We start from the raw sequence: 16,840 nt of genomic DNA on the forward strand, positions 1-16,840 counted from the left end.
ACATGGCACATCAACACGCACCTACAGGTCCGGTCGGTCCGGCGCCGTTGCCGCATCAGGTGGTCTACACGACCCTGCATTACGACACGCCCTGGTCCTACGAGAGCTACCTCAAGACCGGTGGCTACGCCGCGTTGCGGAAGATCCTCGAAGAGAAGATCGCGCCGGCCGACGTCATCGAGATGGTCAAGGCATCGAATCTGCGCGGCCGCGGTGGCGCAGGCTTCCCGACCGGTCTGAAGTGGTCGTTCATGCCCAAGGGCAACATGCAGAAGTACATCCTGTGCAATTCGGATGAATCCGAGCCGGGAACCTGCAAGGACCGCGACATCCTGCGTTACAACCCGCATTCGGTGGTGGAGGGCATGGCGATCGCCTGCTACGCCACCGGTTCGACCGTGGGCTACAACTACCTGCGCGGCGAGTTCCACCACGAGCCGTTCGAGAACTTCGAACTGGCGCTGGCCGATGCCTATGCCAACGGCTGGCTGGGCAAGAACATCCTCGGCAGCGGCGTGGATATCGATATCTACGGTGCGCTGGGTGCCGGCGCCTACATCTGCGGCGAAGAAACCGCGCTGATGGAATCGCTGGAAGGCAAGAAGGGCCAGCCGCGCTACAAGCCGCCGTTCCCGGCCAACTTCGGCCTGTACGGCAAGCCGACCACCATCAACAACACCGAGACCTATGCGTCGGTGCCGGCGATCATTCGCAACGGCCCGGAGTGGTTCTTGGGACTGAGCAAGACCAAGAACGGCGGCCCGAAAATCTTCTCGGTGTCCGGTTGCGTGCAGAAGGGCGGCAACTTCGAAGTGCCACTCGGCACCACCTTCGACGAGCTGCTGGAAATGGCCGGTGGCCTGCGTCCGGGCCGCAAGCTCAAGGGTGTTGTACCTGGCGGCGTGTCGATGCCGGTGCTCAAGGCCGACCAGGTAGCCGGTCTGCAGATGGATTACGACACCTTGCGTGCGCTGGGCACCGGTCTGGGATCGGGCGCCATCGTGGTGCTGGACGACAGCGTGTGTTGCGTGCGTTTTGCCTGCCGCATCTCACAGTTCTTCCACAAGGAATCCTGCGGCCAGTGCACCCCGTGCCGTGAAGGTACCGGCTGGATGCACCGCGTGCTGGAGCGCATCGTCGCCGGCAAGGCGACCATGGAAGACCTGCACCAGTTGCGTACCGTGGCCGGCCAGATCGAAGGGCACACCATCTGCGCGTTCGGTGAAGCGGCGGCGTGGCCGATTCAAGGCTTCCTGCGCCAGTTCTGGGACGAATTCGAGTACTACATCGTCAACGGTCGTTCGATCGTCGACACGCAAGTCGGAGTGGCCGCATGAGCGCCCAACCAGTGAACCCGAACGTGCCGCCGGATCATGTCACCGTCGAAATCGACGGGCAGAGCCTGGTCGTGCCGAAGGGCTCGATGATCATCCAGGCCGCCGACAAGGCCGGCATCCCGATCCCGCGTTTCTGCTATCACGAGAAGTTGCCGATCGCGGCCAACTGCCGCATGTGCCTGGTGGACGTCGAAAAGTCGCCCAAGCCGTCGCCGGCCTGCGCCACGCCGGTGATGGATGGCATGAAGGTCACCACGCGTAGCGAAAAGGCGCTGAAGTACCAGCGCAGCGTGATGGAATTTTTGCTGATCAATCACCCGCTGGACTGCCCGATCTGCGACCAGGGCGGCGAATGCGAGCTGCAGGATGTCTCGCTCGGCTACGGCCGTTCGGTCAGCCGGTTCAACGAACGCAAGCGCGTGGTGCCGGACGAGGATATCGGTCCGTTGGTCGCCACCGAAATGACCCGCTGCATCCAGTGCACCCGTTGCGTGCGCTTCACTGCAGACATCGCCGGTACCTACGAGTTGGGTGGCATGTATCGCGGTGAGAACCTGCAGATCGGCACCTACGACGGCAAGCCGCTGACCACCGAGATTTCCGGCAACGTCATCGACGTGTGCCCGGTGGGCGCGTTGACCAACAAGGTGTTCCAGTTCCGCGCGCGTCCGTGGGAGTTGATGGCGCGCGAGTCGTTGGGCTACCACGATGCGATGGGCTCGAACCTGTTCCTGCACGTGCGTCGCGGCGAAGTGCTGCGCACCGTGCCGCGCGAGAACGAGGCGGTCAACGAGTGCTGGCTGTCCGATCGCGACCGTTACTCGCATCAGGGTCTTTACTCCGAAGACCGTGCGGTCAAGCCGCTGAAGAAGATCAACGGCGAATGGACCGAAGTGAGCTGGACCGAAGGTCTGGCCGCTGCGACCCAGATCCTGCGCGACAACGCTGGCGATCAGCTTGGCGTCCTGGTGCATCCGTCCACTTCCAATGAGGAAGGTGCGCTGCTGGCACGTCTGGCCGAAGGTTTGGGTAGCGGCAATCTGGATCACCGTCTGCTCAATCGCGATTTCTCCGACGCTGCGGTGGCCGAGACGTTTGCAACGCCGCTGGCCGAGATCGAACAGGCCGATGTGGTGGTGCTGTTCGGCACCAACGTGCGTCACGAGCTGCCGTTGCTGCATGCGCGTCTGCGCAAGGCGCACATCCAGAACCGCACGCAAATCCATTCGGTCAACCCGGTCGATTTCGATTTCGCATTCACCCAGGCCAGCCGCATCGTCGTTGCGCCGTCGAAACTGGCGGCTGCGCTCGACGATGCCGCGCTGCGCGATGCGGTCAAGGGCGCGACGCGCGCGGTGATCGTGGTGGGTGCATTGGTTGAAAACCATCCGCAGGCGGCGGCACTGCGTGCTGCTGCACGTGACTTCGCTGCCGCAACGGGCGCCTCGCTGTGCCGTATCCCGCAGGGTGCGAACGCGGTGGGCCTGGTGTCGCAAGGCGTGCTGCCGACCGCACGCGATGTGGCCGGCATGCTGGCGCAGCCACGTCAGGCCTATGTGTTGTACGGCATCGAGCCGGGTCTGGATTTTGCCGATGCCGCCGCTGCACGCAGCGCGCTTGCCGGTGCCAAGGTTGTTGCATTCAGCCAGTTCGCCTGCGCGTCGACGCGCGATGTGGCCGATGTGATCCTGCCGATCGGCGCACTGCCGGAAATCGACGCCTCGCTGACCAATCTTGATGGTCGCGTGCAGACGGCGCGTGCCGCAGGCCGCCTGCCGGTCGAAGCGCGCGAAGGTTGGCGTGTGCTGCGTGCGCTGGGTGGCGAGCTGGGTCTGGCCGGTTTCGAGTTCATCGATCTGGTCGGCCTGCGTGCAGGCATGCAGAACCGCAACGTGCGCCCGGTGGCTTCGGCCCAGCCGCAGGCGAACAACGACGGGTTGGAGGTTGCCGCAACTGCCGCGATCTACCGCACCGATGCGGTGGTGCGTCGCGCCGCTGCGTTGCAGTCGCATCCGCTCAACGTCGCGCCATGCGTGGCGATGCATCCGGAGCAGGCTGCACAGCTGCAGGTTGGCGCAGGCCAGGTTGTCAAGGTCGGCACCGACGCCGGTAAGGCGACGTTGCCGGTGGTGCTGGACAAGCGCGTTGCACCGGGCACGGTGTGGATCGAATCCGGCCATGGCGCTACCGCGCCGCTTGGCGCCGGTCGCGTAACGGTGGTGGCTGCATGAACGAATTGCTGTTGAACGTGGTCGATCCCCTGCACCAGTGGTTCCTCGGACTGGGCGATGGCGGCATCGTGCTGTGGACCGTGTTGAAGATCCTGTTGATCGCCGTGCCGGTGATTATCTCGGTGGCCTTCTATGTGGTCTGGGAGCGCAAGCTGATCGGCTGGATGCACGTGCGTCACGGGCCCATGTACGTGGGCATGGGCATCTTTCAGGCCTTCGCCGACGTGTTCAAGCTCCTGTTCAAGGAGATCCTGCAGCCGAGCAGTTCGCACAAGGCGATGTTCATCATCGCGCCGCTGTTGACGCTGGCGCCGGCATTCGCGGCGTGGTCGGTGGTGCCGTTCGATGCGCAGCTGGTGCTGTCCAACGCCAACGTCGGTCTGCTGTATCTGCTGGCGATGACCTCGCTGGGCGTATACGGCATCATCCTCGCCGGCTGGGCATCCAACTCCAAGTATGCGTTCCTGGGTGCGATGCGCTCGGCCGCACAGGTGGTCAGCTACGAGATTGCGATGGGCTTTGCGCTGGTCGGCGTGATGATCGCTTCCGGCAGCGTCAACCTCAGCCAGATCGTGTTTGCGCAGGTGGGCAATTGGGGAGCAGGCGACTGGTTCCTGATCCCGCTGTTCCCGCTGTTCATCGTGTACTGGGTGTCCGGCGTTGCCGAAACCAACCGCGCGCCGTTCGACGTGGTGGAAGGCGAATCGGAAATCGTCGCCGGCCACATGGTGGAATACTCGGGCGGTGCATTCGCACTGTTCTTCCTGGCCGAATACGCCAACATGATCCTGGTCAGCTTCCTGATCTCGATCTTCTTCCTCGGCGGCTGGTTGAGCCCGTGGCCCCAGGTGTGGGGCAGCCCAGACATCTCGCCGTGGATTGACTGGGTGTGGACCGGCGGTTGGCCGTGGCTGCTGATGAAGGTGTTCTTCTTCGCCAGCGCCTACATCTGGTTCCGTGCCAGCTTCCCGCGCTACCGCTACGACCAGATCATGCGTCTGGGCTGGAAGGTGTTCATTCCGCTCACGATCGTGTGGATCGCAGTGACGGCATTGATGGTGTTTTACGGCGTGATCCAGAAGGGCGTGTAATTGATGAACAAGATCACCCATTACTTCAAGAGCTTGCTCCTGCTCGAACTGCTCGGAGGCTTGTGGCTGACGTTGAAATACACGTTCAAGCCAAAGTACACCGTGCTGTATCCGATGGAGAAGTTTCCGCAGTCGCCGCGTTTCCGTGGCCTGCATGCGCTGCGTCGTTATCCCAATGGCGAGGAGCGCTGCATCGCCTGCAAGCTGTGTGAAGCGGTCTGCCCGGCATTGGCGATCACCATCGACTCGGCCAAGCGCGAGGATGGTTCGCGCCGCACCACGCGCTACGACATCGACCTGTTCAAGTGCATCTTCTGCGGCTTTTGCGAAGAAAGCTGCCCGGTGGACTCGATCGTCGAAACGCACATCCTCGAGTACCACTTCGAGAAGCGTGGCGAGAACATTGTCAACAAGCCGCAGCTGCTGGCGATCGGAGACCGGCTAGAGGCCGAGATCGCCGAGCGTCGCGCTGCCGATGCCGCCTTCCGTTGAGGTCATGATGGACTGGGTCTCTATTGCGTTTTACGCCTTCTCCGCAATCGCGGTGGTGTCCGCCGGTGCGGTGATCAGCGTGCGTAACCCGGTGTATGCCGTGTTGTGCCTGATCCTCACCTTCTTCTCGATGGCCTGCATCTGGCTGCTGGTCGGTGCCGAGTTCCTCGGCGTCACCCTGGTGCTGGTCTACGTCGGCGCGGTGATGGTGCTGTTCCTGTTCGTGGTGATGATGCTGGACATCGACACCAGCCGGCTGCGCGAGGGCTGGGTCAAGTACATGCCGCTGGGCGTGATCGTTGCGGTGGCGATGCTGGCGCAGATGGTCACCTTGATCGGGGTCAAGTCGCGCACTGCCACGCCGTTCCCGGTCGACAATGCGGCAGCGCAGGCTGCCGACAGCTCGAACCTGACCTGGCTGGCCAAGAGCCTGTACACCGAGTTCCTGCTGCCGTTCGAATTTGCCGCGGTGATTCTGACCGTGGCCGTGGTGGCCGCAGTGATGCTGACCCTGCGCAAGCGCACCGGCATCAAGCTGCAGAACGCGGGCGAGCAGTCGCGGGTCAAGGCGGGTGATCGTCTGCGGATGGTCAAAATGGCGGTTGAAAAGCCGGTACAGGTTGCGCCGCGGGTCGACGCGGCTGGCGGACAGGAGGCGAAGTCTTGATTACCTTGGGCCACCTGCTTGGACTGGGCGCGGTGCTGTTCTGCATCTCCCTGGCTGGCATCTTTCTCAACCGCAAGAACGTCATCGTATTGCTGATGTCGATCGAGTTGATGCTGCTGTCGGTCAACGTCAACTTCATCGCGTTCTCGCGCGAGCTCGGCGATACCGCCGGTCAGTTGTTCGTGTTCTTCATCCTGACCGTTGCCGCCGCGGAGGCCGCCATCGGTCTTGCGATTCTGGTGACTCTGTTCCGTACGCGCCGCACGATCAATGTGGCCGAAGTCGACACATTGAAGGGCTGACCCGTAGATGGAAATCACTCTCTCCAAGAGTCTGCTGATCGCAGTGGTGCTTGCACCGCTGGTCGGCAGCATCATCGCCGGCCTGTTCGGTCGCCAGGTAGGGCGCAAGGGCGCGCAGTACGTCACCATCCTCGGCGTGGCGGTCAGCTGTGTGTTGTCGTGCCTGACCCTGTATCAATTGGTGGAGCAGGGCGCCAGCCCGTTCAACCAGAACCTGTACACCTTCTTCGACGTCGGCAATTACTCCGCGCATGTCGGCTTCATGGTCGATCGCCTGACCGCGATGATGATGGTGGTGGTGACCTTCGTGTCGCTGCTGGTGCACATCTACACCATCGGCTACATGGAGGAAGACCCGGGTTACCAGCGCTTCTTCAGCTACATCTCGTTGTTCACCTTCTCCATGCTGACGCTGGTGATGAGCAACAACTTCCTGCAGCTGTTCTTCGGCTGGGAAGCGGTGGGTCTGGTGTCGTACCTGCTGATCGGGTTCTGGTTCAAGCGCCCGACCGCCGTGTTCGCCAACATGAAGGCCTTCCTGGTCAACCGCGTCGGCGACTTCGGCTTCATCCTCGGCATTGCCGGCGTGTTGCTGTGGTTCGGTTCGCTGGATTATTCCACCGTGTTTGCCAACGCGACCACCATGGCCGGTGCCAAGGTGCAGCTGTTCGCGGGCCACGAGTGGAGCGTGATGACGCTGATCTGCATCTGCCTGTTCATCGGTGCGATGGGCAAGTCGGCGCAGGTGCCGCTGCATGTGTGGTTGCCGGACTCGATGGAAGGCCCGACCCCGATCTCGGCGCTGATCCACGCTGCCACGATGGTCACCGCCGGCATCTTCATGGTGGCGCGCATGTCGCCGCTGTTCGAGCTGTCGGAAACCGCGCTGAACTTCATCCTGTTCATCGGTGCGACCACGGCCTTCTTCACCGGCCTGATCGGCATCGTGCAGAACGACATCAAGCGCGTGGTCGCGTACTCGACGCTGTCCCAGCTCGGCTACATGACCGTGGCGCTGGGCGTGTCGGCCTATTCGGCCGCTGTGTTCCACCTGATGACGCATGCCTTCTTCAAGGCGCTGCTGTTCCTGGCGGCCGGCTCGGTCATCATCGGCATGCACCACGAGCAGGACATGCGCAAGATGGGCGGCCTGCGCAAGTACATGAAGGTGACTTACTGGACCAGCGTGATCGGTACCCTGGCACTGGTCGGTACGCCGTTCTTCTCGGGCTTCTACTCGAAGGACACCATCATCGAAGCGGCTGCACATCACGCACATGAGTCGCATAGCTGGGTCGCGACCTATGGCTACTGGGCCGTGCTCGGTGGTGTGCTGGTCACCAGCTTCTACAGCTTCCGCCTGCTGTTCCTGACTTTCCACGGCAAGGAGCGCTTCCGCGATGCCCATGCGCACGATGCGCATGCCCATCACGACAGCGCCCACACCGATGCCGAGGCGCAGGTCCACGCGCACGACAGTCATGCGCACGACGCACATGCACACGATACGCACGGCCACGACGATCACGGTCATGGGCATCACGGTGCGCATGAGCCGCACGAATCCAAGTGGGTGGTGACGTTGCCGTTGATCCTGCTGGCGATTCCGTCGGTGGCGATCGGCTTCTTCACCATCGGCCCGATGTTGTTCGGCACCGACTGGCAGGGCCATCACGCGGCGCACGCGCTCAAGGGTCAGGCCGTGTCGTTCTTCACCGGCATCGTGGATTTCTACGATCCTGCACGCGATACCGTCGGTGCGTTGGCCGAAGAATTCCACGGTCCGGTCGCGTTCGCGTTGCACGGCATGATGGCGGCGCCGTTCTTCCTGACGGTCGCCGGTCTGTTGCTCGCTGCGCTGTTCTATCTGTGGAAGCCCGACCTGGCCACCAAGTCGCGCAAGGCATTCGCGCCGATCGTGTGGCTGCTGGAAAACAAATACGGCTTCGACAAGCTGTGGATCAATGGCTTCGCCGGTGGCGGTGTTGTCCTTGGCAAGGCGTCACGCGCAATCGATACCCATGTGGTCGACGGCGTGGTCGTCAATGGTTCTGCCCGACTGATCGACCTGGCTGCAAATCTGCTGCGTCGCACGCAATCCGGTTTCCTCTATCACTACGCCTTCGCAATGATCATCGGTTTGATCGCCTTGTTGGCGGTACTGATGCATTTCTGGCGTTGACCTGTACGGAATAAGAAAACGTGTCGAACTGGCCTTTACTGTCTATCTTGATCTGGCTGCCGATTATCGGTGGCGCCCTGATCCTTGCGTTGCGCAACGCCGAGACTGCCCGCTGGGCATCCCTGGCGGTGGCGGTGGCGACCTTTGTGCTGAGTCTGCCGCTGCTGGGCTACGACACGGCCAATGACGCGATGCAGTTCATCGAACTGCATGCCTGGATCCCGGCCTACAACATCGGCTACAACCTGGGCGTGGATGGCATCGCGGTCGCGTTGATCGTGCTGACCACATTGGTGACCGTACTGGCCCTGATCGGTGCCTGGCGCTCGATCGACAAGCGCGTCAATCAGTACGTCGCCGCGTTCCTGATTCTGGAAGGCGTCACGGTCGGTATCTTCGCTGCCACCGACGCGATGCTGTTCTATGTCTTCTTCGAAGCCATGCTGATCCCGATGTTCCTGATCATCGGTGTCTGGGGCGGTCCGCGGCGCATCTACGCGGCGATGAAGTTCTTCCTCTATACCTTCCTCGGCTCGGTGCTGATGCTGGTGGGTCTGGTCTACCTGTACCTGAAGGGCGGCAGCTTCCAGCTCGCCGACCTGTATGCGCTGCAGTTGACCGCCAAGGAGCAGACCTGGATCTTCTTCGCGTTCCTGATCGCGTTCGCGGTCAAGGTGCCGATGTTCCCGGTGCATACCTGGTTGCCGGACGCACACGTCGAGGCGCCGACCGCCGGTTCGGTGATCCTGGCGGCGATCGCACTGAAGATCGGCGGCTACGGCTTCCTGCGCTTCAACCTGCCGATCGTTCCCGATGCCAGCCATGAGTTTGCGTGGCTGGTGATCACGCTGTCGCTGATCGCGGTGATCTATGTCGGCCTGGTGGCGTTGGTGCAGGACGACATGAAGAAGCTGGTGGCGTATTCGTCCATCGCGCACATGGGTTTCGTCACTCTCGGCACCTTCATCGCCTTCACCCTGGTGCGCGAGTACGGCAGCACCGACGCAGCACGCCTCGGCTTGCAGGGCGCGATGGTGCAGATGATTTCGCACGGCTTCGTGTCCGGTGCAATGTTCTCCTGCATCGGTGTGTTGTATGACCGCATGCATACGCGGCGCATCGCCGATTACGGCGGCGTGGTCAATGTGATGCCGTGGTTCGCGACCTTTGCCATGCTGTTCTTCATGGCCAATGCCGGTCTGCCGGGTACCAGCGGTTTCGTCGGTGAATTCATGGTGATCCTGGCCAGTTTCCAGAAGCACCCGCTGGTTGCATTCGCCGCCGCCACGACCCTGGTGATCACGGCGGCCTACACACTGTGGCTCTACAAGCGGGTGTTCTTCGGCGAAGTGGCCAATGCCCATGTGGCCGAGCTGAAGGACATCAATGGCCGCGAGGCTTTCGTGCTGGGGGTGTTCGCTGCTGGCGTGCTGGCCCTGGGCCTGTATCCGAAGCCGTTGACCGATCTGATGGAACCATCGATCGCCAAGCTGGCTACCCAGATCGCCGCGAGCAAGCTTTGACCGCTTGCCGTACGTTTTGATTTTCAGGATTTGATGATGACCACGCCAACGCTCGCGCCGTTGACCACCGCTGACCTGGCTCCGCTCGTTCCGGAGCTGGTGCTGATCGGCGGCGCCTTCGCATTGCTGATGCTCGACCTGTTCATGAGCCAGCGGAACAAGGTCTGGACCCACTTGTTCTCCATCGCTGTTCTCGCCGTGGTGTTTGCGTTGCTGGCCACCGGCACAGGCGGGCAGGGCGATATCTTCAATGGCATGTTCGTGCGCGATACCGCCGCCGACGTGATGAAGACGGTGATCGTGCTGGTCAGCGGGTTGAGCCTGGTCTATGGCTGGACCTACCTGCGCGAGCGCAATCTCTATCAAGGCGAAATCCCGGTACTGGTCTTGTTCGCGACCGCCGGCATGATGTTGCTGGCGTCGGCCGGCAGCCTGCTGATGGTCTATCTGGGTCTGGAACTGCTGGCGCTGTGCTCGTACGCGCTGGTCGCCTCCAACCGCGACAACGGCCTGGCCACCGAAGCGGCGATGAAGTATTTCGTGCTGGGTTCGTTGGCGTCGGGCCTGCTGCTGTACGGCATGTCGCTGGTCTATGGCGCTACCGGCACCTTGAGCCTGACTGGCATCCACGAAGCCATCGAAGGCTCGAGCGAGCGGACGCTGCTGTTGACCGGCACCATCTTCATGATCGCTGGCGTGGCATTCAAGCTGGGCGCTGCACCGTTCCATATGTGGCTGCCTGACGTCTATCAGGGCGCACCGGCACCGATTGCGTTGTTTATCAGCTCCGCACCGAAGCTGGCTGCGTTCGGCATGACCTACCGCCTGCTGGAAGTGGGCATGGGCCCGTTGTCGCCGCAGTGGCATCTGTTGATTGGCGGCCTGTCGGCACTGTCGCTGGTCGTCGGCAACCTGATGGCCATCGCGCAGAGCAATCTCAAGCGCATGCTTGCGTATTCGACGGTCTCGCACATCGGCTTCCTGCTGATGGGCGTCGCCGGCGGCGGCGAAGAAGGGTATGCGGCCGCGATGTTCTATGCAGTGAGCTACACCATCATGTCGACCGCTTCGTTCGGCGCCATCATCGCGTTGTCGCGCAATGGGTTCGAAGCCGAGAACATCGACGACTTCAAGGGTCTCAACGCACGCAATCCGTGGATGGCCGGCCTGGTGCTGTGCATCATGGCGTCGCTGGCGGGTATTCCGCCGTTCCTCGGCTTCTGGACCAAGCTGGCCGTGCTGGGCGCGGCAGTGAACGGCGACATGCTGTGGTTGGCGCTGGTCGGTGTGCTCTGCGCAGTGATCGGTGCGTACTACTACCTGCGTGTCATCAAGGTCATGTACTTCGACGAGCCGGTCGGTGAGCCGTTGCCAGCCAACAACGACCGCGTGCTGGGAACGGTGCTGGGCGTCAACGCACTTGCGTTGCTCGCGCTTGGCCTGGCCTGGAACCCGATCATGGTGTGGTGCCAGCGCGCGTTTTCCGGTCTCGCATAAGCGAGCATGGTCGGGTGTCGCGGTGCCCGGCGCCCGCTCATGGCATGGTTATGAAATAAAGTTGTGATTGGTGTTTCGTTTTTGTTGCATTGCGGTTATCATTCGCCGCGACGTTGGACGCTCGCCAAAGTGTCCAACAGATGAAAAACTTAGGGCTTGCAATTGCCGCTCAAGTTCTTCATAATTCCGCTTCTGCTGCGGGGTGGAGCAGTCTGGCAGCTCGTCGGGCTCATAACCCGAAGGTCGCAGGTTCAAATCCTGCCCCCGCTACCAAGTTTCGAATTGCCGCTTCATCGCAGTGATTCAACTTCTTGGATCGTAAGGACGCATGTTCCCGTCCTTGCGCCGACCCTGAGAGGTCGGGCTTTTTTCACGCAAGGGGCCCATCGGGCCCCTTGTTTTTTCCGGAACCGGAAAGTTTGCTGCCGGTTGCCGGGGTTCTACTGGCAATCATTTGATCAGGGCAGTCTGTGAGCGAAAAAGCGACCGAAATCGCGAATCTGCTGAGTCCAACGGTTGAGTCCCTGGGCTTGGAACTGCTGGGCGTGGAGTATCTTCCCGCGCCAGGTGGCGCCACGTTGCGCCTTTACATCGATGTATCGCTGGCCGAACAGCCCGAGCGTGTCATCAACGTCGACGATTGCGAGCGCGTGAGCCGTGAAGTCTCCGCCCAGCTCGACGTCGAAGACCCGATCAGTGGCAACTACACCCTGGAAGTGTCTTCGCCGGGTGTAGACCGTCCCTTGTTCACCCTGGAACAATTCGCGCGCCATGTCGGCGAGTCCGCAAAGATCGTGTTGAAGCTTGCGCAGGATGGTCGGCGCCGCTTTCAGGGTCAGATCCTGCGTACCGAGCCGGAAGCAGATGCCGTGGTGTTTTCGGTCGACGGCAAGGATGCGCAGATCGGCTTCGACAACATCGACAAGGCGCGCATCCTGCCGGATTGGGTCGCCTTGGGCCTTGCGCCGCAAAAACCGAATAAGCCCGGCCCGAAAAAACCCGGGCACGACAAGAAGAAACCATCCAACGAGTCGGCGGCTGGCAAGCCGCGCGCGGAGTGACTAAATGAGCAAGGAACTTTTGCTGGTAGTGGATGCGGTGGCCAACGAAAAGGGCGTGCCGCGCGAAGTGATCTTCGATGCGATCGAGGCCGCGCTGGCTTCCGCAGCGAAGAAGCGCTATCCCGACCAGGACGTGCTGACGCGCGTGACCATCGACCACAAGGACGGTAACTACGAAACCTTCCGCCGTTGGGAAGTGGTGGCCGACGACGTGGTGATGGAGTCGCCGGATCGCCAGGTGCGTCTGATGGATGCCATCGACGAAGCCGACGGCGTGGATGTGGGCGACTACATCGAAGAACAGATCGAAAACCCGGATTTCGGCCGTATCGCCGCCCAGGCCGCCAAGCAGGTGATCGTGCAGCGCGTGCGCGAAGCCGAGCGCCAGCAAGTGGTCGATGCCTGGAAGGATCGCGTGGGCGAGCTGATCACCGGTGTGGTCAAGCGTGCCGAGCGCGGCAACATCTTTGTCGATCTGGGTGGCAATGCCGAGGCCTTCATTCCGAAGGACAAGGGCATTCCGCGCGACGTGCTGCGCCCGGGCGACCGCGTGCGCGGGTATCTGGCCGAAGTGCGCTCCGAGCCGCGTGGCCCGCAGCTGTTCATCAGCCGCGCCGCCCCGGAATTCATGATCGAGCTGTTCAAGCTCGAAGTGCCGGAAGTGGGTCAGGGTCTGGTTGAGATCAAGGCCTGCGCACGCGACCCTGGCGATCGCGCCAAGATCGCCGTGATCGCGCACGACACCCGCACCGATCCAATCGGCGCCTGCATCGGTATGCGTGGTTCGCGCGTACAGGCGGTGTCCAACGAGCTCAATGGCGAGCGTGTGGACATCGTGTTGTGGAACGAGAACCCGGCCAACTTCGTCATCAACGCAATGGCGCCTGCCGAAGTGCAGTCGATCATCGTCGATGAAGACAAGCACTCGATGGACCTGGCCGTGGCGGAAGACCGCCTGGCGCAGGCGATCGGCAAGGGTGGCCAGAACGTGCGTCTGGCCAGCCGCCTGACCGGCTGGCAGCTCAACGTGATGACCGCCGACCAGGTCGCCGCCAAGTCCGAGGCTGAACAGGCATCGGCGCGCCAGCTGTTCATGGACCGCCTGGAAGTGGACGAGGAAATCTCCGCGATCCTGGTGTCCGAAGGCTTCAACACGGTCGAAGAAATCGCCTACGTCCCGGTCGGTGAGCTGCTGGCGGTGGAAGGCTTCGACGAAGACATCGTCGAAGAACTGCGTGCCCGTGCCCGCGATGCGTTGCTCAACGCCGCGCTGGCCGAGGAAGAAGGCCTGGAAGGAACTCAGCCCACCGAGGACCTGCTGGCGCTGGAGGGGATGGACGAGGAAACGGCCTTTGCTCTGGCCGAGCACGGCGTGCGTACCAGCGAGGACTTGTCCGACCTGGCAGCGGACGAGATCGTCGACTTCGGCATCGAGGGCATGACCCAGGAGCGCGCCGCGGCGCTGATCCTGGCGGCCCGCGCCGAGGAGATCGCCCGTTTGGAGCGCGGCGAATGAGCCGGCAATGAACCGCGCCCTGACCCCATCAGGGCTTAGAATCAGCGTTTCCCTTGCTCTGGGCGAGGGGGCGCCAACCAGATCATAGGATCCGAATGTCGCAGCAAACCACCATCCGCAAGCTTGCCGAACTGGTCAATACGCCGGTCGATAAACTGCTGGTTCAACTGGCCGAGGCCGGAATGAAGTTCAGCGGTCCCGACCAGGTCGTGACCAGCACCGAGAAGATGAAACTGCTTGGCTTCCTGCGTCGCACGCATGGCAAGGCCGACACGCCCGCCGAAGCGGCGAGCGAGGCAGCCAAGAAGATCACGCTCAATCGGCGCAAGCTGCAGGAAGTCACGGTCAACGCCGGCCGCACCAAGACCACGGTCAACGTGGAAGTGCGGCAGAAGCGCACCTACGTGAAGTCCGAGAACGAAGGCGGCGGCCGTGCCGCGCCGATGACGCCGGACGAGGAGCGCGCCGACATCCTGCGCAAGCTCGAGGAGTCGCGTAAGCGCAATCTCGATGAGCAGCAGCGCCTGGCCGAAAGCGATCGTGTGCGCGATGAAGCAATCCAGCGCAAGCGCGACGAAGAGCAGGCCGCAAAAGACCGCGCAGAAGCCGAGCGCAAGGCTGCCGAGGAAGCCGCTGCGGCTGCCAGTGCGCCGGCCCCGGTTGCTGCTGCGCCGTCGTCTGCGCCTGCCGCGCGCGCCCCGTCCTCGCCGTCTTCGGCACCGCGTCCGGCCCGTCCGGCTGGTGCGTCGCCCGCCTCGCGTCCGGCGACGCCGGCACGTCCGGACGACCGCAACAACGCCGCCAAGCACAAGACGCGCGGTTCGCACGTCATGGTGGCTGGCGTCGAAGACGACGATGCGACCAAGCGCTTTGCCGGTCAGCTGCATCTGTCGGCGGCCGATCGTGCGCGTCGTTCCAACGTGCGTGGCAAGCCGACCGGCCGTCCGGGTTCGTCGTCGTCGCGTCGCGGCAACGATGGCGGTCGCGGCAGCAACCAGAGCAATAGCGGCCCGCACGGGTTCGAGCGTCCCACCGCACCGGTGGTGCGTGAAGTGGCGATCGGCGAGACCATCACCGTGGCAGACCTGGCGCAGAAGCTCGCGCTCAAGGGCGGCGACGTGGTCAAGGCGCTGTTCAAGATGGGCGTCATGGCGACCATCACCCAGAGCATCGATCACGACACCGCTGCGCTGGTGACCGAAGAACTCGGCCACAAGGCCGTGCGTGCGGACAATGCCGACTTCGAGGATGCGCTGCTGGCGCATGCCGAAGACGCGCAGGGCGAGACCACCTCGCGTCCGCCGGTGGTCACCATCATGGGTCACGTCGATCACGGCAAGACCTCGCTGCTGGATTACATCCGTCGGACCAAGATCGCCTCTGGCGAAGCCGGCGGCATCACCCAGCACATCGGTGCGTACCACGTCGAAACCGGCCGTGGCGTCATCAGCTTCCTGGATACGCCCGGCCATGCGGCGTTTACCTCGATGCGTGCGCGCGGCGCCAAGATCACCGACATCGTGGTGCTGGTCGTTGCAGCCGACGATGGCGTGATGCCGCAGACCAAGGAAGCGGTGGCGCATGCCAAGGCGGCGGGCGTCCCGTTGATCGTGGCGGTCAACAAGATCGACAAGGCCGGCGCCGATCCGCTGCGGGTCAAGAACGAATTGCTGGCCGAAAACGTGGTGGCCGAAGAGTTCGGTGGCGATACCCAGTTCATCGAAGTGTCGGCCAAGGTCGGTACCGGCGTGGACACGCTGCTGGACGCGATTTCGCTGCAGGCCGAAGTGCTGGAACTCAAGGCAGTGGCCGACGGCCGCGCCAGCGGTACCGTGATCGAATCGTCGCTGGACAAGGGCCGCGGCCCGGTCGCGACGGTGCTGGTGCAGCAGGGCGCGCTGAAGCGTGGCGACTACCTGGTGTGTGGCATTCAGTACGGCCGCGTGCGTGCGCTGTTCGACGAAACCGGCCATCAGCCGGCCTCGGCGGGCCCGTCGATCCCGGTGCAGGTGCTCGGTCTGTCCGGCGTGCCGGAAGCCGGCGACGACTTCGTGGTCGTCGACGACGAGCGTCTGGCCAAGGACGTGGCGCAGCAGCGCGAAACCAAGCGCCGCGAATCGCGTCTGGTCGCTTCGGCCACCAACCGCATGGAAGACATCCTGGCCCAGATGGGCAAGGGCGAAGGTCAGCAGGTGTTGAACCTGGTGATCAAGGCCGACGTGCAGGGTTCGGTGGAAGCGCTCAAGCAGTCGCTGGTGGCCTTGTCCAACGACGATATCCGCATCAACGTGATCCACTCCGGCGTGGGCGGCATCACCGAGTCGGATGCGAATTCGGCAGCCGCTTCCAAGGCCACGATCATCGGTTTCAACGTGCGTGCGGATGCATCGGCGCGCAAGATCGTCGAGTCCAACGGTATCGATCTGCGTTACTTCTCGATCATCTATGACGTGATCGACCAGGTGAAGCAGGTGGCCTCCGGTCTGCTCGGCGTGGAAATCCGCGAAGAGATCATCGGTATCGCGCAGGTTCGCGACGTGTTCCGCAGCTCCAAGTTCGGCGCGGTCGCGGGCTGCATGATCATCGAAGGCGTGGTCAAGCGCAGCAAGCCGATCCGCGTGCTCCGCGACAGCGTCGTGGTGTTCGAGGGCGAACTGGAATCGCTGCGTCGCTTCAAGGAAAACGTCGATGAAGTGCGCAACGGTACCGAATGCGGTATCGGCGTGAAGGCGTACAACGACGTCAAGGCCGGCGACCAGATCGAGTGCTTCGAGCGTATCGAGGTTGCCCGCACGCTGTAAGGGTTGCCGGGGCCTGCGTTGCCGGTCCCGGTGTTCCGCACGGCAGACGCTGCAACGCAAGTTCTGCAAGGCGAGGGCGGCATGGCCGCCCACGTTCGTTTTTGGCTTCGGTGCCAACTGGCCCTCCGAATCAACCAGGT

General features: G+C 62.7%; 12 protein-coding genes and 1 tRNA gene. All 13 read left to right on the forward strand.

Translation table 11 applies throughout. The annotated features are described in order from the left end of the window. Nucleotides 1-2 precede the first annotated feature (2 nt). The 13 genes from nuoF to infB all read left to right on the forward strand — a co-directional run bounded on the left by nuoF (nt 3) and on the right by infB (nt 16,700). Entirely contained in the window at nt 3-1,337 is a 1,335-nt protein-coding gene (nuoF, locus tag Y887_RS08630; protein WP_046963943.1) for an NADH-quinone oxidoreductase subunit NuoF, read from the forward strand. Then, on the forward strand, nt 1,334-3,568 hold the full coding sequence (gene nuoG / locus Y887_RS08635; protein WP_046963944.1) for an NADH-quinone oxidoreductase subunit NuoG: 2,235 nt from the start codon (nt 1,334-1,336) through the stop codon (nt 3,566-3,568). The genes nuoF and nuoG overlap by 4 nt, the downstream gene beginning before the upstream one ends. Next, nucleotides 3,565-4,659: an NADH-quinone oxidoreductase subunit NuoH gene (gene nuoH / locus Y887_RS08640; RefSeq protein WP_046963945.1), complete on the forward strand. Its 1,095-nt coding sequence runs from the start codon at nt 3,565-3,567 to the stop codon at nt 4,657-4,659. Before nuoG ends, nuoH begins: the two co-directional genes overlap by 4 nt. Nucleotides 4,660-4,662: 3 nt before the next feature. Then, nucleotides 4,663-5,151 carry an NADH-quinone oxidoreductase subunit NuoI gene (gene nuoI, locus Y887_RS08645; protein WP_039407442.1) on the forward strand — a complete coding sequence of 163 codons (489 nt, stop codon included), beginning with the start codon at nt 4,663-4,665 and terminating at the stop codon, nt 5,149-5,151. Between the two features lie 4 nt (nt 5,152-5,155). Next, nucleotides 5,156-5,818 (forward strand): NADH-quinone oxidoreductase subunit J, encoded by a 663-nt coding sequence (locus Y887_RS08650; RefSeq protein WP_181112948.1) that lies wholly within the window; start codon nt 5,156-5,158, stop codon nt 5,816-5,818. After that, nucleotides 5,815-6,120, forward strand: a complete 306-nt coding sequence (gene nuoK / locus Y887_RS08655) for an NADH-quinone oxidoreductase subunit NuoK (protein ID WP_005914274.1) — start codon at nt 5,815-5,817, stop codon at nt 6,118-6,120. The genes Y887_RS08650 and nuoK overlap by 4 nt, the downstream gene beginning before the upstream one ends. 7 nt (nt 6,121-6,127) lie before the next feature. Beyond that, nucleotides 6,128-8,302 carry an NADH-quinone oxidoreductase subunit L gene (nuoL, locus tag Y887_RS08660; protein ID WP_046963946.1) on the forward strand — a complete coding sequence of 725 codons (2,175 nt, stop codon included), beginning with the start codon at nt 6,128-6,130 and terminating at the stop codon, nt 8,300-8,302. Nucleotides 8,303-8,322: 20 nt separating this feature from the next. Further along, the gene (locus tag Y887_RS08665) at nt 8,323-9,825 is read left to right on the forward strand and encodes an NADH-quinone oxidoreductase subunit M (protein WP_046963947.1); all 1,503 of its coding nucleotides are present in this window, start codon (nt 8,323-8,325) and stop codon (nt 9,823-9,825) included. A 36-nt stretch (nt 9,826-9,861) separates the two neighbouring features. After that, the gene (gene nuoN, locus Y887_RS08670) at nt 9,862-11,322 is read left to right on the forward strand and encodes an NADH-quinone oxidoreductase subunit NuoN (RefSeq protein ID WP_046963986.1); all 1,461 of its coding nucleotides are present in this window, start codon (nt 9,862-9,864) and stop codon (nt 11,320-11,322) included. A gap of 196 nt (nt 11,323-11,518) precedes the next feature. Continuing rightward, nucleotides 11,519-11,595, forward strand: a tRNA-Met gene (locus Y887_RS08675). 197 nt (nt 11,596-11,792) lie between these two features. Continuing rightward, nucleotides 11,793-12,383, forward strand: a complete 591-nt coding sequence (gene rimP, locus Y887_RS08680; RefSeq protein ID WP_046963948.1) for a ribosome maturation factor RimP — start codon at nt 11,793-11,795, stop codon at nt 12,381-12,383. 4 nt (nt 12,384-12,387) lie between these two features. Continuing rightward, a complete protein-coding gene (nusA, locus tag Y887_RS08685; protein ID WP_046963949.1) occupies nt 12,388-13,899 on the forward strand; it encodes a transcription termination factor NusA in 1,512 nt (503 codons plus the stop codon). A gap of 95 nt (nt 13,900-13,994) precedes the next feature. Then, on the forward strand, nt 13,995-16,700 hold the full coding sequence (gene infB / locus Y887_RS08690) for a translation initiation factor IF-2 (RefSeq protein WP_046963950.1): 2,706 nt from the start codon (nt 13,995-13,997) through the stop codon (nt 16,698-16,700). Nucleotides 16,701-16,840 lie beyond the last annotated feature (140 nt).

Source organism: Xanthomonas pisi DSM 18956 (assembly GCF_001010415.1).
Classification (GTDB): Bacteria; Pseudomonadota; Gammaproteobacteria; order Xanthomonadales; family Xanthomonadaceae; genus Xanthomonas; species Xanthomonas pisi.